20 protein-coding genes are annotated in these 22301 nt (G+C 41.4%); 16 read left to right on the plus strand and 4 right to left on the minus strand.

The features are described 5' to 3' along the window. Window positions 1–54 precede the first annotated feature (54 nt). The 8 genes from secD to GZH31_RS07275 all read left to right on the plus strand — a co-directional run bounded on the left by secD (window position 55) and on the right by GZH31_RS07275 (window position 8580). The gene (gene secD, locus GZH31_RS07240; RefSeq protein ID WP_065979847.1) at window positions 55–1866 is read left to right on the plus strand and encodes a protein translocase subunit SecD; all 1812 of its coding nucleotides are present in this window, start codon (window positions 55–57) and stop codon (window positions 1864–1866) included. Beyond that, a complete protein-coding gene (gene secF, locus GZH31_RS07245) occupies window positions 1863–2783 on the plus strand; it encodes a protein translocase subunit SecF (RefSeq protein ID WP_075593635.1) in 921 nt (306 codons plus the stop codon). Before secD ends, secF begins: the two co-directional genes overlap by 4 nt. Before the next feature lie 181 nt (window positions 2784–2964). Beyond that, window positions 2965–3441 carry a GreA/GreB family elongation factor gene (locus tag GZH31_RS07250; protein WP_036969237.1) on the plus strand — a complete coding sequence of 159 codons (477 nt, stop codon included), beginning with the start codon at window positions 2965–2967 and terminating at the stop codon, window positions 3439–3441. A gap of 251 nt (window positions 3442–3692) precedes the next feature. Continuing rightward, entirely contained in the window at window positions 3693–5087 is a 1395-nt protein-coding gene (locus GZH31_RS07255) for a RimK family protein (protein WP_075593634.1), read from the plus strand. Then, the gene (locus tag GZH31_RS07260) at window positions 5088–6191 is read left to right on the plus strand and encodes a GNAT family N-acetyltransferase/peptidase C39 family protein (RefSeq protein WP_075593633.1); all 1104 of its coding nucleotides are present in this window, start codon (window positions 5088–5090) and stop codon (window positions 6189–6191) included. Between the two features lie 27 nt (window positions 6192–6218). After that, a complete protein-coding gene (locus tag GZH31_RS07265) occupies window positions 6219–6713 on the plus strand; it encodes an MgtC/SapB family protein (RefSeq protein WP_036968779.1) in 495 nt (164 codons plus the stop codon). 109 nt (window positions 6714–6822) lie between these two features. After that, a complete protein-coding gene (locus GZH31_RS07270) occupies window positions 6823–7272 on the plus strand; it encodes a GNAT family N-acetyltransferase (protein ID WP_075593632.1) in 450 nt (149 codons plus the stop codon). Between the two features lie 287 nt (window positions 7273–7559). Continuing rightward, window positions 7560–8580 (plus strand): IS630 family transposase gene (locus GZH31_RS07275; protein WP_374027195.1). Its coding sequence is split into 2 segments (ribosomal slippage): window positions 7560–8012 and window positions 8014–8580, totalling 1020 coding nucleotides; the frame shifts between segments, so codons are not numbered across the junction. Between the two features lie 102 nt (window positions 8581–8682). Here the strand turns inward: GZH31_RS07275 and GZH31_RS07280 are convergent. After that, a complete protein-coding gene (locus tag GZH31_RS07280; RefSeq protein ID WP_036968773.1) occupies window positions 8683–9693 on the minus strand; it encodes a GlxA family transcriptional regulator in 1011 nt (336 codons plus the stop codon). A 125-nt stretch (window positions 9694–9818) separates the two neighbouring features. On the opposite strand from GZH31_RS07280, the gene GZH31_RS07285 reads away from it, so the two are divergent. Beyond that, entirely contained in the window at window positions 9819–11717 is a 1899-nt protein-coding gene (locus GZH31_RS07285) for a beta-ketoacyl synthase (protein WP_036968770.1), read from the plus strand. A gap of 301 nt (window positions 11718–12018) precedes the next feature. After that, window positions 12019–13512, plus strand: coding sequence for a BCCT family transporter (locus GZH31_RS07290; RefSeq protein ID WP_227006820.1), 1494 nt, complete (start codon window positions 12019–12021; stop codon window positions 13510–13512). Between the two features lie 182 nt (window positions 13513–13694). Here the strand turns inward: GZH31_RS07290 and GZH31_RS07295 are convergent, their stop codons facing one another. From GZH31_RS07295 to GZH31_RS07305, 3 genes are all read right to left on the minus strand, one after another. Beyond that, window positions 13695–14246, minus strand: a complete 552-nt coding sequence (locus GZH31_RS07295) for a sigma-70 family RNA polymerase sigma factor (protein ID WP_074988272.1) — start codon at window positions 14244–14246, stop codon at window positions 13695–13697. A gap of 658 nt (window positions 14247–14904) precedes the next feature. Continuing rightward, a complete protein-coding gene (gene fghA / locus GZH31_RS07300) occupies window positions 14905–15741 on the minus strand; it encodes an S-formylglutathione hydrolase (RefSeq protein ID WP_074988271.1) in 837 nt (278 codons plus the stop codon). Window positions 15742–15794: 53 nt separating this feature from the next. Further along, window positions 15795–16916: an S-(hydroxymethyl)glutathione dehydrogenase/class III alcohol dehydrogenase gene (locus GZH31_RS07305; protein ID WP_036968764.1), complete on the minus strand. Its 1122-nt coding sequence runs from the start codon at window positions 16914–16916 to the stop codon at window positions 15795–15797. Window positions 16917–17024: 108 nt separating this feature from the next. On the opposite strand from GZH31_RS07305, the gene GZH31_RS07310 reads away from it, so the two are divergent. The 6 genes from GZH31_RS07310 (at window position 17025) to GZH31_RS07335 (ending at window position 22236) form a co-directional block, all read left to right on the plus strand. Continuing rightward, window positions 17025–17906 (plus strand): LysR family transcriptional regulator, encoded by an 882-nt coding sequence (locus GZH31_RS07310; RefSeq protein ID WP_083422847.1) that lies wholly within the window; start codon window positions 17025–17027, stop codon window positions 17904–17906. Window positions 17907–17995: 89 nt separating this feature from the next. Then, window positions 17996–19213, plus strand: a complete 1218-nt coding sequence (locus GZH31_RS07315; protein ID WP_074988269.1) for a lipoprotein-releasing ABC transporter permease subunit — start codon at window positions 17996–17998, stop codon at window positions 19211–19213. Next, on the plus strand, window positions 19206–19904 hold the full coding sequence (gene lolD / locus GZH31_RS07320) for a lipoprotein-releasing ABC transporter ATP-binding protein LolD (protein ID WP_036968755.1): 699 nt from the start codon (window positions 19206–19208) through the stop codon (window positions 19902–19904). Before GZH31_RS07315 ends, lolD begins: the two co-directional genes overlap by 8 nt. Further along, entirely contained in the window at window positions 19894–21138 is a 1245-nt protein-coding gene (locus GZH31_RS07325) for a lipoprotein-releasing ABC transporter permease subunit (protein WP_074988268.1), read from the plus strand. The genes lolD and GZH31_RS07325 overlap by 11 nt, the downstream gene beginning before the upstream one ends. Window positions 21139–21155: 17 nt before the next feature. Then, window positions 21156–21686 carry a DUF924 family protein gene (locus GZH31_RS07330; RefSeq protein ID WP_074988267.1) on the plus strand — a complete coding sequence of 177 codons (531 nt, stop codon included), beginning with the start codon at window positions 21156–21158 and terminating at the stop codon, window positions 21684–21686. A 103-nt stretch (window positions 21687–21789) separates the two neighbouring features. After that, window positions 21790–22236, plus strand: coding sequence for a DUF4826 family protein (locus tag GZH31_RS07335; RefSeq protein WP_065979860.1), 447 nt, complete (start codon window positions 21790–21792; stop codon window positions 22234–22236). Window positions 22237–22301 lie beyond the last annotated feature (65 nt).

Consider the following 22301-nt stretch of genomic DNA (forward strand, 5'->3'; position numbering starts at 1 on the left):
TTTTATTTTAGGAATTAATTTTACCGGCTTAATAGAGTCGGAAGGAAGTCTTGTATGTCAAAGAAACAAAAGCCGACGTTTTGGCGTCGACTAAAAATGAGCTATGCCGCTATGATAGCTGCCTGTATTTTATTAGCTATCAGTGCGTTACCTAATTTATACCCAAATAAATCGTGGTTACACATCGAGCAACCTGAACAGGTTGTATCACTGCAAATGGTGACTAATTCGCTAAATCAACAGGGTTTTAAGGTAGACAAAGCGAATGATTCAGCTAATCAGTTGGCTATTTTATTAAATGAGCCAACACAAAGTGCCAATGCGCTGAGCTTTATTAAAACAGCGTACCCCACCTTAAATAGCAAAATTGTTGAGCATGCCACAAGCCCTCAATGGTTACAGCAGTTAGGCTTATCGCCAATAAAGCTCGGGCTAGATTTAAACGGTGGCGTGCTATTCGTGCTTGATGTTGATTTAGATAAAGCGATGCAAGAGCACCTAAGTAGTGTCTATCAACAAACTAAGTTAGTACTTCGCAAAGAGAAAGTACGCGGCATTCGTGCCAGTGAAGTGAAAGGCGGCATTGAACTGCACGTTTTACCCAGTGCTGAAAATAACCTGGCTGGCTTAGTCGCCACGTTACAAGCGCAATTTAAAGGCCTCGTGCAAACTAAATCAACCAGTAATAATTTAACCACGGCGTTTTTGCATTTTGATGAGCAAAGCCGCAGTGAGTTTGATAAACAAGTGATGGCGCAGAGCTTAACAACATTACGAGGACGTATTGAAGAGCTCGGTATTACTGAAGCGGTAACACAGAGACAAGGCAAGCAGCGTATCCGCATAGAGTTACCCGGTGTGCAAGACCCCGCAGAGGCAAAGCGGATCATTGGTGCGACAGCAACCCTTGATTTTTATCAGGTTGTTGAAGTAGGTGGCAAAGCCTTTAATGTACAAGGTGGCGGAGTTGTTAACCTTAACCCTGTCGCTATTTTTTCGGGGGACCATATTAATAACGCTAATGTGGGCAAAGATGAGTGGGGGAAACCGCTTGTTCAGTTGAGTTTAGATTCGCAAGGTGGCGATGCAATGTCTGCTTTTTCAAAACGCAACATTGGTAAACCCATGGCCACTGTTTACTCAGAGTATTCGCGAAACGCCAACGGCGAAGTGATTAAAAAAAGTGAAGTGATTAATATCGCCAATATTGCTCAACATTTAAGTTCACGTTTTAGTATCACCAATATGAAAAGCCCACAAGCGGCCTACGATTTAGCATTGTTATTGCGTGCAGGTTCGCTCACAGCACCCGTTACAATAGTTCAAGAGCAAACGATAGGGCCAAGCTTAGGTGCTGAGAATATTGAGCATGGCCTTGCTGCATTAATGCTGGGTATAGGCATTACTCTTGCTTTTATGGCGCTGTGGTATCGCCGCTTAGGGCTTATTGCCAATATTGCTTTATTACTTAATTTAACGGCACTAGTGGGGTTAATGTCATTATTACCGGGCGTTGTACTCACGCTACCTGGCATTGCGGGCTTAGTGTTGACCATAGGTATGGCCGTTGATACTAATGTGATTATTTTCGAGCGTATTAAAGAAGAAAAACGCAAAGGTAGACCCACCTATCAAGCCATTGAGCAGGGTTATAATCAAGCATTTTCCACCATTTTTGACGCAAACGTAACAACCATGATTACGGCGATTATTTTGTATGCAGTCGGGTATGGCCCCGTCAAAGGATTTGCCATTACGTTAGCACTTGGCTTACTCACCAGTGTGTTCACCGGTGTGTATATTTCAAAAGCACTTAGCCAAACACTGTATATTAAATTAACGAATTTAGCGGGGGCAAAAGCATGAGCTGGTCTACATTAACAGCAGCAAGTAAAGCGCGCGTTTTAGGATTACTTCTAAGCTGTGCGCTAGTGATAAGTAGCCTTGGGGTGTTATCGGCTAAAGGGTTAAACTTTGGACTTGATTTTACAGGGGGCTATATCACAGATATTAGCACCGAATCGGTTACCTCGATTGCAGACTTAACAGCAAAGTTAAGCCCTGAGGTCGTCGATAAACTAATAATAAGCAAAGCAGGCGATCATCACTTTGTTTTAAGACAAGCCCCAGACCTTAATACAACGGCTAATTGGCAGGCAGAGCTTAGCCAGCAAGGCATTGACTTTAAAGTGCTTTCAACTTCATTTTTAGGGTCTCAAGTGGGTGATGAGTTATTTGAGCAAGGTTGTTTAGCACTTTTTGCCGCACTTATCGCAATTATGGTGTATTTAGCCGTGCGTTTTGAATGGCGACTGGCTGTGGGCTCAGTGGTCGCACTATTACATGACTTAATTTTGGTGCTAGGTTTGTTTTCGTTATTAGGGCTTGAGTTTAATTTAACCGTGCTGGCGAGTTTATTAGCAATTATTGGTTACTCATTAAATGACTCAATCATTGTTGGCGACAGAGTCAGGGAGCTTTTACGTATTCAATCAGGTAGTCAGCGCATTGATACTCATGTGGTGATCAACGATGCAATACGCTCTACACTCACTCGCACATTAATTACCTCAGGTACAACACTTGCGACCATCGCATGTATATGGCTGTTAGCCGGTGCTGCATTAACCGGGTTCGCGATTGCCTTATTTGTCGGCATTGTGGTGGGAACATTTTCATCAATTTGTATTGCTGCCACGTTACCGCAGTTATTGGGTCTGAGTAGCGATAATTACACGCAAACTTTAGATGATAAAACCCAAGCTTACATTGATATGCCTTAACCACACTTGCGCAGGGTTAATCATGATTAACCCTGCGCTTTTTTAAACTTAGCACGCGCAATATAAAGCACCAATCAGATAAGCTAATGAGCTATTGCTAACATATTCAAACCATATCAGTTCAGTTACAAAAATCGTAAAACAGGGTAGAATGCGCATTTTACGTTTTAGCTGCTTTGATATGAATAAAACACACGTTATAGAACACCTTCGTTTCGCCTTAGAATCGCAATTACACCGTGCTAAAGAAGCGGCAAAAGCGGCTCATGATGCTGCCACCCATGAAGAAAGTGTGGCCGAAACTCAATACGACACCCTAGGATTAGAGGCGGCCTATTTAGCTCAAGGTCAAGCTGAACGAGTGAATGAATGTTACCGTGATATTCAAGCGTTTAATACGGTATTCAAAGAAACAGAATTTCCGAAAGTTCGCGAAGGGGCATTGGTCTCTCTTATTGATGATCAAGACCAGCAAAAATGGTTCTTTATTGGTCCAAGTTCTGGTGGCTTATCAGTGACAGTTAAAGAGCACACGATTTATGTTGTGACTCGCGAAGCACCTTTAGGTAAAAAATTGCTTGGTAAAAAAGTGGATGACGAAGTCGAACTTGTCATAGGCGACAAAAAGCAGTTTTATACCATTGATAAGTTAATTTAAACACACTGATTTTTAATTAGTAAATTTCATCTTTAAGTGAAAAATATCTCGTTGGTAACTCCTCGCAAAACACTCTATAAATCACATCAAGCTTAGCGCTTATACCCACACGCTTAATCAATCTAAATGATTTTGCATTATTGCGGGTTGGTATCATAAGCACCCATCTAGTTGAGTGAATTTTAGCCTCATGCATTCACTTAATTGGTTGGGTGTTTTTTCATTATTAAAGACTTATTATAGGAAAAGTCGTGTTTAAAACCTTGATTGTGGTTGATAACAACGAGCAGCGTATTGCTCAAAACTTTGAAAATGTGATCACTTTTGATACTTACCTACGTGATTACCCAAAACATAACGAACCCAAAACACGTATTTTAAATCTGTGCGATACAGGACAGTATTTAAGTAAGGGTTACTATTGTTCTTTACTTGCAGAAGCAAGACAGCACCAAGTATTACCCAGCGTAAAAACCATTAATGCATTACGTTCAGATGAGCACAGCTCTCGCCACATGCAATTACAAGGTCGCACCGTATTTTTTGGGCAAACACATTGCGAAGACGATATTAAAGCAACTAAAGCATTGTTTTCACAATACCCTGCGCCAATACTGGTGTGTGACGAGCAAGGTGTAGTGAAACAAGGTGCTATTGCGGCGCTTGATGACGACGCGTTTGCCGAATTTGTAAAACAGTTAAGCAGCTTCACAGAATCTGTCTGGCGTATTCACGATAAAAAACGCCGTTACCGCTGGGATATGGCGATTTTGGTTGATCACCAAGAAAAAGTACCACCCAGTGATAAAGACGCCATTGCAAAATTTATTAAAGCGGCAGCTAAGCATGGCATTTATGCACAAGCACTGACTTTTGATGAAATTACCAGTATTGCGCAATACGACGCACTATTTATTCGTCAAACAACGGCGATTGACCACCCAACTTATCGATTAGCAAGTAAAGCACAAAGCTTAGGGCTTGTGGTAATTGATGACGCAGAGTCAATTTTACGCTGCTGTAATAAAGTGTACTTACACGATGCCTTTAATTATCAAAAAGTGCCAAGCTTAAAAACACATGTGGTAGCTGATACATCAACAGACACCATTGAAAACTTAGAAACAAACTTTACGTACCCATTAGTACTAAAGATGCCAGAGGGGTCATTCTCTAAAGGGGTGTTTAAAGTTCAGAACCGTGAAGAGCTGATTGCAAAACTCTCGGAGCTTTTTGAGTTCAGTGCGCTAGTGCTAGCACAAGAGTATATGTACACAGAGTATGACTGGCGTGTAGGGGTGTTAAATGGTCGCGCGATTTATGCGTGTCGTTATTTAATGGCGCGTAATCATTGGCAAATTTACAACCATGATGCAAAACGCTTTTTTTCAGGTGGATTTGAAACTCTCCCGACTTTTGAGTTACCGAAAGTGGTATTAGATGCGGCATTAAAAGCCTGTAAAACAGTGGGTAAAGGTTTGTATGGCGTTGATGTAAAAGAACATCAAGGGCGCGCGTACGTACTTGAAGTAAACGATAACCCAAGCATTGATCACAAAGTAGAAGATGCCTACCTTGGCGATGAGCTTTATATGATCATTATGGACGAATTTAAGCAACGCCTTGAAGCACGAGGCCGAGGTTAAATGAAGACATCACATTGCCAAATCCGGTTTGCGAAAGTATCGGATTTGGCGGCACTTGTTGCCATTGAAGAGCAAAGCTTTAGTCAAGATAGATTAAGCAGTCGCAGCTTAAAGCGCTGGCTTTCAGCAAACCATGGTTTGTTAATGGTTGCTGAAGTTAACAGTGAATTGGTCGGTTATGGCCTTGTGTGGTGTCATAAGGGCACGCGGTTAGCGCGGTTGTACTCATTGGCCGTCCTTGCGAGCCAACAAGGTAAAGGGGTGGCTTCGCAGCTGCTAATTGCTCTTGAAAACGAGACTGTAAAACGAGGTCGTAGTTTTATGCGACTAGAGGTTGCAGTCAATAATCAGGCCGCAATTCGTTTATACGAAAAGCATGGCTATCATGTGTTTGGTCATTACAGTGATTATTATGATGATCACAGTGATGCGCTACGAATGCAAAAAACGATTCGTCGTAATACTGCCTTTAATGCTGATAAACACACACCGTGGTATCAACAAACCACTGAATTTACCTGTGGTCCCGCGGCATTACTAATGGCTATGTCGTCGCTTAATAATACGCCAATGAGCCAATTAAAAGAACTTGATATTTGGCGTGAGGCAACCACCATTTTTATGACCTCGGGTCACGGTGGCTGCCATCCGCTGGGTTTAGCACTTGCAGCGATGAAACGTGGATTTAAGGCTGATGTTGTTTTAAATACCCGTGAATCATTGTTTATTGATGGTGTAAGAAGTGAAAAGAAAAAAGCAATTTTACACACAGTGCATAACCAATTTGTTGCTGAAGCTATCGTTGCGAAAATGCCTGTACGCTATCAAGAACTAACCCTTAACGATATTGAAACATGGCTGGCGGCGGGTAAAGCGGTGGTTTTACTCATTAGTACATATCGCTTTGATGGTAAAAAATCACCACATTGGGTGTGCGTAACGCATGTGGATGAGCATTGCTTATATGTTCATGACCCATTTTGTGAAGACAAAAAGCAACTCGCCATTGATTGCCAACATGTGCCAATAGCAAAAGCCGATTTTAGTAAAATGGCTAGCTTTGGATCATTGCGGTTAAGCACCGCGATGGCGTTTTCTTTATAATTATTAATTCAAATATTTGGAAGTACAGTGACACTGAATAGTCTATTTGATATTGCCCCTTACTCTTGGTCTGCAATTGGTAGTGCCGCATTTTGTGGTGCGATCATTGGTATGGAGCGCCAATTGCGCGGAAAGCCAGTGGGTATTCGCACCTCGGCGCTTATTGTTCTAGGGACCTATTTATTCTTAGCCACCGCATTTATGTTACATGGTGATGTAATTGACCACTCCCGTGTAGTTGGGCAAATAATTACAGGTATTGGCTTTTTAGGTGCCGGCGTCATGCTGGCAAAAGATGGCGCAGTGGTCGGTGTTACTTCAGCTGCAACCATTTGGGTATTAGCGTCTATCGGTGTCGTAATTGCCACTGATAACCTTATGGCCGCAATTAAGCTTTCGGTATTGGTTGTGGTTATTTTATACGGTGTTGATGTACTGGAAGCGAAGTTTAAAAGTTTAGGCCGGGGTGTTCACGCACAAGTAAAACGCTATTCAAAATTGTATTATCGGAAAGAAAAATAGTTTTAGAAATTAGAAATCAAACATTAGATATTTGATCTGACCCCGATAAAGTAGGATCCTTTTTGGAGTCAGATCAATTTGAATTTAGATTTTGAGTAGGAAAAATGTAATGACAACTTGTTACTCAATAAAATCAGCTACTTTACAAGATTTATTACTTGTAGATAGCCAAATTCCTGAGTTTGATGGCAGAAATACGCTAAGTAAATTACACGCAAAGTTGGCTGGTCGTGAGCATCTTGTTTTAGTAGCGTATATTGATAATGAGCCTGTCGCGTATAAGCTCGGTTATGGGTTAGATAATAATACCTTTTATAGTTGGCTTGGTGCCGTGTTGCCAAAGTGCCGAGGGATGGGAATTGCTCAAGCTTTATTAGCAGCACAAGAAATGTGGGTGAAAGAGCATAATTACGATGCAATTAATGTGAAATCAATGAATCGTTTTCCTGCGATGCTAAGTCTGTTGATAAAAAATGGCTATACCATAGCGGGTTATGAAGACAGGGGTAACCCGCACAAGAGCAAAATTATATTCAGCAAAGAGCTTGCTTCCAATTAAGTTAGTTTGTCTCAATAATTAAAAATGCGTCGCCTACACTACCTATTCCCATTTTCATTAATATTAAATCCTTTCGAGTGATTAAACTGGTCGTTACCTACGTTAAAAATGTCTGATTTACGACTGCGTGGATGCAGGTGGTAGAGCAATGCAGGAGCAATTGCCGAGAATAACTAAATAACTAAATTTTTGCCTTGTTATCAAACGAAGTTTTATACCATTCCGCTTAAATATCTGATCTAATATAGGCTATATAAAATCACCGGTTAATAACATTGAACCAAAACATAGCTGAACAGCTTTTAGCGCTTTCACGAAAAGAACCAAATGCACGAAAACGCATACGATTACTCGCAGTGTCATTATTTTATGAGGGGAATAGCAGAACTGATATTGCAAAACGTCTTAACATAGCACGAAGTAGTGTTAATAAATGGGTTTCTAGTTACCTAGAACAGGGGCTGTATGGCTTAGACAATAAGCCTATACAAGGGCGTCCATCTAGATTACAACAGTCACAACTTGAGCAACTGTCTGAATTTATAAAACGCACGAACACAGAACTTCAAGGTGGCCGGCTTACCGGTGAAGACATTGTGCATTACATTAGCACTGAATTTGGTGTTCATTATCACTTAAATCATACTTATAAAATACTCAAGCAGCTTGGCTTTAGTTGGATCACAAGCCGTTCGAAACACCCTAAACACTCATTAAAAAGCCAAGAAGCTTTTAAAAAACTTCCAACTGGAAACGATCCTTCACACACCCGGACACCTTCCACTTGACCGTATCGACGTATGGTTTCAGGACGAAGCACGATTTGGCCAGCAAAATCCGACTACGCGCATTTGGGCTGAAACAGGCACTCGGCCACGGATAGTAAAACAACAGCAGTTTGACTATGGATATTTATTTGGTGCGGTATGTCCTGCCACAGGCCAAACAGAAGCGCTAGTAAGCCCATTCGTCAATAAAGAAGCAATGACGCAGCACCTGAGTCAGATATCACAAGCTACACCAGTTGGCAGACATGCTGTCGTGATAATAGATGGCGCAGGCTGGCACACATACGATACAGCCGCAGAATTTAACAACCTCACGCTAATAAAGCTCCCTCCTTATTCACCAGAGTTAAACCCAATAGAGCAAGTATGGAGCTGGATACGACAACACTGTTTATCCAATAGAGTGTTTTCGGGTTATGACGAAATTGTTGATGAAGTTTCAAAAGCATGGAATCACTTTATTTCAATACCGGAGCGAGTGATGAAGATGTGTAATCGGGAATGGATAAAGTTGATTTAACCTTTATGCGGAATGGTATTATTCGCTCAAAAATTATTCACTTAATTAAGCAAAATGGTATGAGTTGGCTTTTGAAGCGTTGTTTTATGGTATCGAATAGCGTTAACCAAATAGCTTACGTCTTACCACTGTTCTATATTCACTGGGTGTTTGCGACAGTACTTTCTTAAATACACGGGTTAAATGTCCTTGGTCATTATAGCCAACTTCAAGTGCCACCTCTTGGATTGATAAATTAGAAGAGGCGAGTAATTCTTTCGCGCTTTGTACACGTAACTGCTGCCAATATTCAATCGGAGTTTGGCTGGTGGCTTGGCGAAAACGTCGGGTAAACGTTCGATAGCTTAAACTAAATTGGGCTGCAATTTCCTGTAAGGTGAGCTCAGATGTTAGATTGTTTTTAAGCCAAAACTGGATCTGTGCAATTAATTCGTCTGGGTGTTTATCAACAGCACCTTCTAAATAACGCTGATCTTCGTAAGGTTTTCGAATTTCATGGGAGAAGTTACGCTCTACATGTTGTGCGGCTTCTCGGCCATAATACTGGCTAATTATATGCACAATGACATCGGCTAAGGCATTCAAACTGGCAACGGTATACATACGCTCAGACTGGGTAATAAAGAAGTCAGGCTTTAACTGTACATTAGGGTAATCTCGTTTAAATTGTTCAGCATAATGCCAATGCGTTGTGGCTGGGTGACCGTTTAATAAACCTGCTTCTGCTACTAAGCAATTACCTGTGCCTACGCCCACTATATGGCTCCCTTGCAGCCACGAATCAGCGAGCCAATTAACAAGGCGAGGATGTTTACTCACCACAGGTCGAGGGTTACGCCAAATACCTGGAACAATAATTAAATCGCTATATGGCGCTGTGTCGGGGTCGCTGTCGGGCATAATGGCAAGCCCCGTTCTGTTTGCAATCGGTTTTACTGTGCTGGCAACTAAATTGATATTAAGCGGGGTAAATTCATCGTACCGGTGATGACTTTTCGCAAAAGCTTCACCCGCCCTAAGCATTTCTATAGGTAGAGTAAGACTTGTAATGAGTAGGTGAGGGTACACTAAAATACTAATTTCGATGGCGTTTGCATGTTTACCGTGTGTCACTTTTATTGCTCCGACCAGTTGGTTTTGGCCTATTATGCATGTTATTTGGCTATTAAAGCACAAGGCTACCTAGTTAATCCATTTAAACTTAAGTAATTCTCGTAACACGTTTCTCAAGGTTATTTATGACAGCATTACCCGTTATTGTTGGTATGGGTGGTATTAATGCCGCTGGCCGCACTTCTTTTCATCAAGGTTATCGTCGTATCGTGTTAGACAGCTTAGATGCAACAGCCCGTCAGGAGACATTTTTAGGCTTAGCGACGTTAATGAATTTAGTAACACTGACCGACGGCGTTTTAAAAGATGCTGAAGGCAACGTTATTAACGAAGCTGATATTGAAGCACAATTCGGCGAACAAGTATTAGCAGGTACGCTAATCCGTAAAATTGAAAAAAATCACTTTGACGTTGATGCAACTCCGTGGCAACAAAAAATGACGCTGACAGCGTCTGACGAGCAGCAAATTGTGTTTGAAACTCGTCGTCGTGATTTACCAACGCCAGTACCTGCAAGTTGGCAGGTTGAAGATCTCAGCGATAAAAAAGTAAAAGTAACCATTAGTGCCGACCTTGCTATTAAGCACGACAGCACCCGTGACAACCCGATTAAAGCCGCGGGTCAATTACCTACAGGTTTTGATCCAGCGACCATGTATAACAGTCGTTACCAACCACGAGGCCTACAAGCGACCATTTTTGCGGCAACCGATGCCATTCGCTCTACAGGGCTTGCATGGCAGCATGTTATGAATAGTGTTGAGCCTGATCAAATTGGTACATATTCGGCCTCGGTAGCAGGGCAAGTGGATGACGAAGGGTTTGGTGGCTTAATTCGTGCGAGACAACAGGGCGACCGCGTAAGCACCAAACAATTAGCACTTGGCTTAAATACCATGTCGACTGATTTCATTAATGCGTATGTGACCGGTAATGTTGGAACAACGTTCACCACATCGGGCGCATGTGCCACCTTTTTATACAACCTACGCGCTGCTGTTAACGATATTCAAGCTGGTCGCACCCGCGTTGCGATTGTTGCATCTGTTGAATGCGCCATTACGCCTGAAATTGTCGAAGGCTTTGGTAATATGAGCGCACTTGCTAACGAAGAAGGCCTAAAACGTCTTGATAATACCGATGTGGTAGATCATCGACGTACCAGTCGTCCATTTGGTGAAAACTGCGGTTTTACTATTGGTGAAGGCGCACAGGTGGCAATTTTAATGGATGATGCGCTTGCACTCGAACTCGGTGCTGATATTCAAGGCTCTGTTGCCGATGTATTTGTAAATGCCGACGGTATTAAAAAGTCAATTACAGCACCGGGCCCAGGTAACTATATTACAATGGCTAAATCGGTCGCGCTTGCCAGCAGTATTGTTGGTCAAGAAGCCGTACAAAAACGCAGCTTTATTTTAGCGCATGGTTCTAGCACACCTCAAAATCGTGTAACAGAGTCTCTTATTTATCATAAAGTAGCTGAAACATTTGCGATTGATAGTTGGAAAGTGGCTGCGCCAAAAGCGTATGTTGGCCACACAATTGCACCGGCAAGTGGTGATCAACTTGCCATGGCGTTAGGCGTGTTTAGTCATAATATTATGCCGGGTATTACCACTATTGATAAAGTGGCCGATGATGTTTACAGCCAGCATTTAGATATTCGCACAGCGCACTATCAATGTGATGCAATGGATATCGCTTTTATAAACTCAAAAGGGTTTGGTGGTAATAATGCAACCGCCACAGTGCTGTCGCCAAACGTGACAATGCAAATGCTGACAAAGCGTCATGGCGATGCAAAAATGGCTCAGTACCAAGACCGCAATACCCATGTTGCACAAGCACAAAATGAATATAAGCAACAAGCCGACTTAGGCCATTATGAGCTTATTTATCGTTTTGGTGATGGTTTAATTGATGAAAACGACATTGTTATTAATGAAGAATCGATGACTATCCCAGGTTTTGACAAAGCGATAGCGTTCAACAAATCGAATCCTTATAAGGATATGTATTAAGATCAAGACATGTTTAAGCACATTCTTGACAGCAAGGCGCTTTTAAAGCGCCTTTTTTCGTTTTCCCCAAAAAATACACCTTATTTTTAGCTCCTAAATCGTGTAAGAAAATTTAGTTTAAAAGAGCGTATTTAACTCTATAACTCTACTTATAAATACATTTTAAGGGACATGTAGCCGCGTTGTAGTGATTCAGTATTGGTATAATTTACGCGTTAAAGGTAATAATTCACACTTTTGCCTGTTTGTATCAACGCCGTGCTGACAGTATTCTTAATGCGCTCACTTTTTAGGCTTAATCTTGAAACACTCTATCTCTTCACTTGAAAAAACGGCACTGGCTATTTGCTTGACTGTTGCACTGATCGCTGTTGTTTTACCTAATTTAATGACAGAACAAGTTCAGCCGATGATTTCTAAAGCATTGGCACACATAGGCAGCGGCTTCTTTTTGTTAATTAACTTTTTATTATTTGCAGTAATAATACTTGCGTTTAGTCCATTGGGAACTCGTAAAATAGGGGGTGAGAATGCACGCATTGAATATTCAAATTTTGGGTGGTTTGCCATGCTTTTTGCTGCGGGAATGGGCTCTGGATTGGTTTTTTGGGGAGTCGCTGAGCCTGCGCTGCATTCATTGAGCCCACCCTTAAAGCAAAGTTTATACCCCGATAGATTAGCAAGTAGTCTTGCATTAACGCTGGTCAATTGGGGCGCACATGCGTGGGCATTATATGCGGTGTTTGCCATCGTGTTAGGTGGTTTAACTCAATACAGCGGTAAATCCGGTGACATGTGCGCGCCTGTAATGAGTGCAATTGGCAATAAGGTAGATAAACAGGGGCAACTTACTCTCTGTTTTGTGGTTAAGTTGATTGCCGTATTTGCCATTTTTTTTGGTGTGGTTGGTACCATTGCTAATTCTACATTACTGATCAGCAAAGGAGTTGAGCTTGAGTTAAACATAACTTCGCCGGCTTTAATTGGCTCTCTAATAGTGGGGGTGCTCTTCATTATCTATACCGTATCGGCAAAGTTTGGTATTAGGCGCGGTGTGCAATCGTTAAGTATATTTAATGTAATTTTGGCGTTTACTCTATTAATTTGGCTTTTGTGTGTCGTGCCTATAGCGCCAATTATACAGATAGCCTTAGATGGTACAGGTTATTACATACAACTGCTTGTAACGGGTACTTGGCAGTTTGATAGCCAGTTAAATAACTCAGATTGGGCGAATCGATGGACCTACAATTACTACTTTTGGTGGTTAGCATGGGGGCCCTTCGTGGGTGTTTTTTTAGCGAGAATTAGCCAAGGACGAGCTGTTTGGCAGTTTGTTTTAGCTGTTGTCTGCATTCCCACGGTTGTAACAATTATTTGGTTTTCTGCATTTTCTGGTGCAGCAATTGAATGGGATAAACTGAATCAATCGGGTATTTTATTGGCTATAAAAGATGATTATAGCCAAGGGCTGTTTGTTTTTTTTCATCAATTAGGTTGGCAAGGTACGGTATTTATTTGGGCTAGTTTGCTGCTGTTACTTGTGTTTGTTGCGACATCAGCAGACTCTGCAATTTTAGTCATTAAGCAGCTAGTGGAGCGTGAAAACTCGCAGGGGATTACTTTATATGCTTGGTGCTTAGCTTTGTTTCTATGTAGTTATGTATTGTTGCTTCAACACGATGAGCTACTAAATAGAAGTGTAGCGATTCTTGGGGCACTGCCTTTTTTGATAATTTTTATTTTACAGCTTGTTGGGTTTTTAAAAGAATTTGTTCGTGACTTGTGTAAGTAAGCTATTCAACATTTTTTACAGTCGTCATTGATTGTTAGTTATTTGTAAGAGGTGGTTAAAGAAGAGTCGCAGTGAGTGTGCCGCAAAATTTTGTCACGGTGAAAGCGTGTGAGGAAATCCCGTCTTGCTGGCTGACTCTTTAAAGTAAATAGTGAGTGCCGGCTTCTAAGTGATCTAATAGGCTAGCTATCTACGCTGCAACCGCATTGATTCTTACACTCTGCATCCATGCCCTGTGCTGCGAAGGTAAAGTTACAGCACGCTTGTAATTTAGTTTTAAGTTGTTCGCGACCGCGTTTGATGCGTGATTTAACCGCTGGCAGGCTCAATTTATATTTGTCGGCAATTTGTTGTTGTTTGAGTTGCTGCAACTCGCTGTCGATAAGTATGTTGCTAACATGGGCGGGTAAATCTTGAATTAACGTGTTAATACAGCGGTTGAGTTGCTGCTCACTGTAAGCCGCTGCCCAGTCTACCTCAGGCGCATGCAGTTGCTCTAGTTCGTCGCTACTACTATTGGGACGTTTACTGCGGTAGTAATCAATTATGGCGTGACGGCAGATTTGATAAAGCCAGGGCTGTAGCTTGTCGGCGGCACTAAGGCTGTCGATATTGTTAAGCACTTTAATAAAGACATCTTGCAGTATGTCTTCAGCCATCGCTTGGTCGTTCACTTTGCTGGCGATAAATCCCAGCAGTTGCTGGTGGAATTGCTTCCAGATATTTTCAATCATAATTAGGCTTCGTCCATACTAAGGCATCAGCACCTAAGTGCTGTTGCCTTGATATTTATGACAGCTTAACAGCAGCTGTTTTTTGTATTTGGGTTACAGCTCTTACAATGGCAGGGCTGTAAGGTTTGGCACTCATTGTTAGAACAGTTGCAGTTACAATTACAGCTACTGTCACAGTCATTGTTACAGTTACTTTCATTGTTACAGACACAGGGCTCGTCGCAGTTACTGCTAGTATCGGGGTTACTGGTGTTGTTAGTTGTACTCATTATCTTGCTTCCTTATTTTGTGATTAAACATTCACTTCACTACTAGAGACGCAAGCGAGAGAAAAAGGATGCACGTATTTATCGCAGGGCGCTCACATTAGATTTTGCTTGCGCTTTAAATTAGGTGATTTCGTGAGGGGGTGAGGTGAAAATAGCTTTATTTACAATGGTTTGTTGTTGAATAAGTCTTAAAAATATAACTGCCATGTTGCAATAAAATCGACTTATAATTTTTGAGGATATACTGTAAAAGTTGTGGGTGAATATTATCAGCTACTTTATTCTCAGGTAAGTAAGATAGTAACAAAAAGCAAGGCTCCAACCGTTAGCGCCCATCTGTTTGCTTTGTTGAAAGCGTGTGAGGAAGTTATGTCCTCACACTAAGTACACTACAGGTGACGGTGATGAAACTCTAAATGTTCATCAATAAAGCTACTAATAAAATAGTAACTGTGATCATAGCCAGCATGCATATTTATTTCAGCGGGGTAATCTTTTTCATTGACGACCAAAAACAAGTTTTCTGTTTTTAGTTGTTCAACTAAAAAGTTGTCAGCTTCGCCTTGATCAATACGCAGCGGTAAATAATCTTCTGGGCTTGCTTGTTTCATGAGCTCGCAGCTATCGTAATTGCGCCACGCCGCTTTGTCAGTCCCTAAGTAATGACTAAATGCCTTTTCACCCCATGGGCAATTAATAGGGTTGACGATAGGGCTAAATGCGCTTGCGCTGACAAACTGTTTTGGATTTTTAAGCGCAATCATTAGGGCGCCGTGCCCTCCCATTGAGTGACCTGCAATCGCTTTTTTATCAGTAACAGGGAAGTGCGCTTCAATTAACGCTGGCAACTCAGTCACAACATAATCATACATATTGTAATGTACATTGTAGGGGGCTTGTGTTGCGTTAACATAAAAGCCTGCACCTTGACCAAAATCGTAGCTTTCGTCGTCAGGTACGGTGTCGCCACGCGGGCTTGTATCAGGTGCGACAATAGCAATACCCAGTTCGGCGGCTTTTTTAAAGGCACCAGCTTTTTGCATAAAGTTTTCATCAGTACAAGTAAGACCTGACAACCAATACATCACAGGTACTTTATTGGTTTCACTTGCACCCGGTGGTAAAAATATAGCAAAACGCATTGTGCAGTGTGTACTGCTCGCTTGATGCGTGTATTGCTTATGCCAACCACCGCTGACTTTTGTTGAGCTTATATTTTCGAGCATATCAGCATCCTTGAAAATGAAAGCGCCTTTTAAATCAAGGCGCTTATTAATGATTAGTAATGAATAACAGAGCGGATACTCTTACCTTCGTGCATTAAGTCAAAGGCTTCATTAATATCTTCAAGTTTCATTGTGTGTGTGATGAAGTCATTAAGTGCAAACTCACCTTTCATATATCGTTCTACGATTTCAGGTAATTCAGAACGGCCTTTTACTCCACCAAATGCGCTACCACGCCATACGCGGCCTGTTACAAGTTGGAATGGGCGTGTTGAAATTTCTTGGCCTGCGCCTGCAACACCAATAATAACTGATTCACCCCAGCCTTTATGACAACACTCAAGTGCAGAGCGCATTACGTTTACGTTACCAATACACTCAAATGAGAAATCGACACCGCCGTCGGTCATTTCAACAATCACTTCTTGAATTGGTTTATCGAAATCATTTGGGTTGATTAAATCTGTGGCGCCAAGCTTAGTAGCCAGTTCAAATTTGCTGGTATTAATATCAATACCGATAATACGACTAGCGCCTGCCATTTTTGCACCGATAATGGCAGATAAACCAATGCCGCCAAGACCAAATATAGCAACCGTGTCACCTTGTTGTACTTTAGCAGTTTTAGTAACTGCACCCATACCTGTTGTTACGCCACAACCAAGTAGGCAAATTTCTTCAAGCGGGGCTTCTTTACTTACTTTTGCGAGTGAAATTTCAGGAAGTACAGTGTATTCAGAAAACGTTGAGCAACCCATATAATGATAAATCGGTTGACCGTCTTTATAAAAACGAGTGGTGCCATCTGGCATTAAACCTTTACCTTGTGTTTCACGAACAGCTGAACACAGGTTTGTTTTACCCGATTTACACATTTTACACTCGCCACATTCAGCGGTGTAAAGAGGAATGACGTGGTCGCCGACTTCAACGTGAGTTACACCTTCACCTACAGCCTCTACAATACCGCCGCCTTCATGGCCGAGAATAGCAGGGAAAATACCTTCAGGATCTTCACCAGATAAAGTGAATGCGTCTGTGTGACAAACACCGGTTGCTACAATTTTTACAAGCACTTCGCCTTTTTTAGGCATCATCACATCGACTTCTTCAATCGATAGAGGTTGGTTTGGTCCCCAAGCAATTGCTGCTTTTGATTTAATAAAATCAGTCATAACGTTCCCTTATTTGTAGGTAGTAGATAATTAACATAGACTATTTTATTTATTTCTCAATGGATGATAATCTTCGATTTATTAAAACACTTTTACAGTATGGTAATAATGAATCGTTGGCATGGAATTGATGAGTTTTTAGCCGTCGCTGAAACAGGCAGCTTTACTAAAGCAAGTCGATTATTAGGGATGTCAGTGGCGCATGTCAGTCGCTATGTGAGCCAATTAGAAGAGCGTTTAAATACGCAATTGCTTACTCGGACAACACGCAAGGTGGTACTTACCCAAGAAGGTGAAGTGTTTGCTCATCAAACTAAACAATTGCAAAATGCGATGGACGACGCCACGGCACTTTTGGCTGAACAGCAACTGACGCCAAAAGGGACAATTAAATTAACTGCACCAGTGATGTATGGCGAAAGCTACATTATGCCTGCTGTCCATACATTTATGCAGAAACATCCTGATATTGAAGTCATTAGCTATTTGAGCAATGAACAAGTCAATTTATTAGATGAGGGATTTGATCTGGCGATTCGGTTAGGGCATTTAAAGGATTCATCATTAAAAGCCAGACGGATAAGTCAGCGACGTTTAGTGATTTGTTGTAGCCCAGACTATATCAATAACTATGGTCAGCCTCATAGTGTGAGTGAACTTCATCAGCACCACTGTTTAATTGGAAATAACAGTTACTGGCGTGTGAAAGATCAACTTCAAGATAAACATATTAAAGTGGCGGGTCGATTACAGTGTAATAGTGGCTGGGCTTTGGTTGATGCTGCTATTAAAGGTTTAGGCATTGTGCAGCTACCAGATTATTACGTGGATAAATATTTGCAGTCAGGTCAATTAGTCGCGGTGCTTTCCAATGTTGCCCCCGCACCTGAAGGCGTTTGGGGGGTATATCCGCCAAGGCAATTTATTGCAACGAATGTAAAAGCATTATTAGACCACTTAATAGAGACTGTTCAAGTATCAGATTTATAATTATTTTTTACAAATTCGATAATCCCATCATGGCTAAATATATGCTAACATGAGCGCATATTTAGCCCTTATAAAACCTATAATTACTTATGTTTCAACCTGTTAGCCTTTTTATAGGGCTGAGATATAGCCGCTCCTCAAAGGGCAACGCCTTTATCTCTTTTATTTCGTTTTTTTCTATTGCGGGCATTGCTATCGGTTTAATGGCTCTTTTTACCGTAAGCTCTGTAATGAATGGTTTTGAAAATAACCTCAAGACTAATATGTTAGGCTTGATCCCGCATATTGAAGTGGACGCTAAGTCACAGTCTAAAGAAGCCATGTCGCGTATTAAGTCACAGCTGTCGGAGTCTCCTGCTGTAAAACAAGTCAATTTGTATCGTCATGGAGAGGCTATTTTACAAACTAATCAAGACCTTCATGGTGTGCTCTTACAAGGCTTATATGACGATGGGAGCTCGTTATATAACATTAAAGAAAAAATAGTGGCAGGTAATTGGTCACTAGTCATGGATGAAAATTATCACATAGCAATAAGCCGTTATTTAAGTCGTAAACTGGGTATTTCGTTGGGTGATAAAGTACGAGTGATCATGCCAAATGCAAGCACCTATACTCCGCTTGGTCGAGTACCTAGCCAGCGTTTATTTACGGTTGCAGCGCTGTACGAAACACAATCTGAAATCGATATGTCACTTGCATTTACTAGCGGCTATTCATTGCAGCGTGTTTTAAAGCTCTCACAATCAGTTGCCCCGAATTTGAGTGTTTCTTTGCATGAACCATTTGCCGTTGAGCAGGTGCTTAAAAGTCATGCGTCTATATTTAAAGACGTTGAACACACAGACTGGCGCGATAGCCAAGGCACCTTATTCGCTGCGGTGGCCATGGAAAAGCGCATCATGTCTATGTTACTAGGATTAATAGTATTAGTTGCGGTGTTTAATATCGTCTCGGCTTTGACCATGATGGTGAGTGAAAAGCAAAGTGAGGTCGCTATTTTACAAACCTTAGGGCTAACACCAGCACAAGTACAAAATGTATTTATGATCCAAGGTCTGTATAACGGTTTAATTGGCACCAGCATTGGTGCATTACTGGGTGTGTTGTTTAGTCAGTACATTAATGAATTATTGAATATGTTTGGCATCAATTTACTCGCAGGCATGCGTTTACCTGTTAAATTTGATGTAGCCAGTTTAAGCCTAATTGCCGCCGGTAGTATTGCAATGAGCTTTTTAGCAACGTTGTATCCTGCCCGTAAAGCTGCAAAAGTGAACCCAGCAGAGGTATTACGTTATGAGTGAGTTAGTAATCAAGTGTCAGCAGCTTAATAAAGTGTATCAAGATGGCGAAAACCAAGTTGCAGTATTAAAAGGGGTCAACTTGAGCTTAGAGCAAGGTGAAATGCTCGCTGTTGTTGGCAGCTCGGGTTCAGGAAAAAGCACGTTACTACATATTTTAGGTACGCTTGATGGTGCCACAGACGGTAAAGTTGAAATTAAAGGTAAACAAGTCGGTAAACTAAATCGTAAGCAACAAGCTAATTTCCGTAATGAGAATTTAGGGTTTATTTATCAATTTCATCATTTATTAATGGAGTTTACGGCAGTTGAAAACGTTGCAATGCCGTTACTCATAAAGGGATTAAGTGCCAAGGACGCGACTGAAAAAGCACGGGTTATGCTTGATAAAGTAGGGTTGTCGCATCGTAGTGAACATAAACCATCGGCTTTGTCTGGTGGTGAGCGTCAGCGTGTCGCAATTGCGCGTGCATTGGTGACAGAGCCCGCTTTAGTGCTTGCCGATGAGCCTACCGGCAACTTAGATAAGCAAAATGCGATTAAAATATACGACCTCATTAAAGAGTTAAACAGCAGCTTAAAAACCAGCTTTGTGGTGGTAACACACGATTTAGAACTTGCTGATAAGCTTGGCAAGATTGCTTATCTTGACGATGGAAAATTAGCGATTAAAGAGTCTCAGCATGTTGCTTAGTGCGTTTATTTCGAAGCGTTTTAGAGCGCACTCAGGACACAAAGATGGGCAAAACGGTTTTGTTAGCTTTATAGCTAAAGCATCGACAATTGGTATTTTATTGGGCGTGGCGGTTTTAATCGTTGCCCTTTCGGTTATTAATGGTTTTGAGCAACAGCTTGTTCATCGTTTACTGTCTGTCGTGCCTCAGGTTGAATATGTTGCGCCGAATAAACCGATTAATAATTGGCAGTCAAAAGTAAGCCTACTTAACTCGCAATCTGGTGTAGTGGGAGCGGCGCCTTTTATTAGCGTGAATGGCATGGCGCAATTTAAAAGTGATTTAAAAGCTGTTGAGGTACGTGGAGTTGCTAGCGAATTTGAAAACCAAGTATCAGCGATTAATCAATTTACTCAAGGCCGACTGGTTAGCCAGCTGCAACAAGAAGATATTCTCTTAGGTCAGCAAGTTGTTAATAAACTAGGGCTGAAAATAGGGGATCCTGTTACTTTGTTAATCCCGCAAATTAACCAGCAAAGTAACACCTTGCTTGCGCCAAAACGGGTTAGTTTAAACTTGGCTGGCATTATTAACATGGGTGGACCTATTGATGAAACGGCTGCTTTTATTCGTTTAGATAAAGCACAATCAGTATTGGGTTTTAGTGAAGATCAGGTTACAGGTTTACGTTTAAAAGTGGATGATGTTTTTAATGCTCATCAAATCGCGATGCGTGTTGGCCAAGTTATCCCTGATTATGTGTATGTCTCGAGTTGGTTTAGAACGCAGGGCAGCTTGTATCAAGACATTCAAATGGTGCGCACCATTGTTTATATTGTGGTGTTTTTAATCATTGCTGTGGCGAGCTTTAATATCGTGTCATCTTTGGTGATGGAGGTACGCGAAAAACAAGCAAATATTGCCATTCTAAAAACCATGGGCGCACAAGACAGTACTATTTTAGCAACGTTTGTGATGCAGGGATTTACACAGGCGCTAATAGGGGTTGTACTTGGCACTATTATCGGTGTGATGGTGGCGTTAAATATCAGCGAATTATTTACTTGGCTGAGTAACCTTTTGGGCGACAACCCTTTACAAGGTGTTTATTTTATTGAGTTTTTACCCAGTAAATTAGTCTGGCAAGATATTGTGATCACCGTTATTGTGACCTTTGTGTTAGCGATACTGGCCACTTTATATCCTGCATGGCAAGCCACCCGTGTAGACCCAGCAAAAGTGCTAGGCAATTAAATGTAGGAGACGAGTGCATGGATAAGCAATCAGTTATTGATTTTTGGTTTAATGATTTAGGGCCTTCGGCTTGGTATCAGCAGTCCGATGAATTAGATAGGTTAATTACTGATAAATACGCACCGTTACTTTTGCAGGTAATAGCAGGAGAGTGCGCTAATTGGCGAGTCGATGCGATAGGCTCTTTAGCAGAAATCATTGTTTTAGATCAGTTCTCTCGTAATATTTATCGCAATTCACCGCGTGCTTTTAGCCAAGATGCCCAAGCGCTAACTCTTGCTCAGCGTGCAATCGAATTAGGCTTTGACAAGGCACTACCGACTGAACAAGCAGCCTTTATTTATATGCCTTTTATGCACAGTGAATCAAAAGCGATTCATCAGCAGGCCTTACAATTATTTAGGGGCCTGCCTAATTATGAATTTGAACTAAAACACAAGTTGATCATTGATAGATTTGGTCGTTATCCCCACCGAAATGCCATTTTAGGGCGAGAATCAACGCAAGAAGAGCTGCAATTTTTAACGGAACCGGGCTCTTCCTTTTAACTTGGGTGAATAATATCCAAATGCACTTCGTTTACCCCTAAACACTTGCACAGCTCAATATTAAGCCTTAAAGTGTCTGAAATGTTGTAAAAGAGTAACCATCATGGAACAAAAACAAGCGAGACCATTAACACCTGAAGAACAAGCAGAAGCACAAAAGCAAAGTGTTATTTGGCAAAGAGAATGTTTCCAAAATGCACAAAAGCACTTAGCTGAAAAAGGTGTTATACCGCAAACTGTTGTTGAAAAAGAAAGCCGTTTTATTGCACCGCTAGTCGCAATTTGGAAGTTCAAAGCGCAAAATGGTAAAAGTTATTGGGTGATTACGGGTCGATTGCCTACCGATCATGCTGAAGCGGGCGCGGCTGCAAACCCACGCGAAGTCTTACGTTATTTCTCAATGCAGTGGCAATTAAAAGCAGATCAGTTGATGGAATCTGGTGCAACAGATAAAACGAAAGTTGATTTTGCTAACCTACTGATTAATCGCGCTCATGGTTTGTATGAGTTATTCGAAAAAGATGAAATGTGGCAGAATGAGCCCGCGTAATCGCATTTTAATTATAAAAAAAAGCTGAATAATTTTATTCAGCTTTTTTATGAAAATGACAAAAG

Origin of the sequence: Pseudoalteromonas sp. JSTW (genome assembly GCF_013423925.1) — a bacterium.
GTDB classification, from domain to species: domain Bacteria; phylum Pseudomonadota; class Gammaproteobacteria; order Enterobacterales; family Alteromonadaceae; genus Pseudoalteromonas; species Pseudoalteromonas lipolytica.

Coding starts and splice junctions, on each gene's coding strand:
- GZH31_RS07305 (WP_036968764.1), bottom strand. CDS start 16,916: ATGACTGATTTTATTAAATCAAAAGCAGCAATTGCTTGGGGACCAAAC.
- GZH31_RS07295 (WP_074988272.1), bottom strand. CDS start 14,246: ATGATTGAAAATATCTGGAAGCAATTCCACCAGCAACTGCTGGGATTT.
- secD (WP_065979847.1), top strand. CDS start 55: ATGTCAAAGAAACAAAAGCCGACGTTTTGGCGTCGACTAAAAATGAGC.
- GZH31_RS07270 (WP_075593632.1), top strand. CDS start 6,823: ATGACAACTTGTTACTCAATAAAATCAGCTACTTTACAAGATTTATTA.
- GZH31_RS07330 (WP_074988267.1), top strand. CDS start 21,156: ATGGATAAGCAATCAGTTATTGATTTTTGGTTTAATGATTTAGGGCCT.
- GZH31_RS07325 (WP_074988268.1), top strand. CDS start 19,894: ATGTTGCTTAGTGCGTTTATTTCGAAGCGTTTTAGAGCGCACTCAGGA.
- GZH31_RS07315 (WP_074988269.1), top strand. CDS start 17,996: ATGTTTCAACCTGTTAGCCTTTTTATAGGGCTGAGATATAGCCGCTCC.
- GZH31_RS07250 (WP_036969237.1), top strand. CDS start 2,965: ATGAATAAAACACACGTTATAGAACACCTTCGTTTCGCCTTAGAATCG.
- GZH31_RS07335 (WP_065979860.1), top strand. CDS start 21,790: ATGGAACAAAAACAAGCGAGACCATTAACACCTGAAGAACAAGCAGAA.
- GZH31_RS07260 (WP_075593633.1), top strand. CDS start 5,088: ATGAAGACATCACATTGCCAAATCCGGTTTGCGAAAGTATCGGATTTG.
- GZH31_RS07310 (WP_083422847.1), top strand. CDS start 17,025: ATGAATCGTTGGCATGGAATTGATGAGTTTTTAGCCGTCGCTGAAACA.
- fghA (WP_074988271.1), bottom strand. CDS start 15,741: ATGCTCGAAAATATAAGCTCAACAAAAGTCAGCGGTGGTTGGCATAAG.
- lolD (WP_036968755.1), top strand. CDS start 19,206: ATGAGTGAGTTAGTAATCAAGTGTCAGCAGCTTAATAAAGTGTATCAA.
- GZH31_RS07285 (WP_036968770.1), top strand. CDS start 9,819: ATGACAGCATTACCCGTTATTGTTGGTATGGGTGGTATTAATGCCGCT.
- secF (WP_075593635.1), top strand. CDS start 1,863: ATGAGCTGGTCTACATTAACAGCAGCAAGTAAAGCGCGCGTTTTAGGA.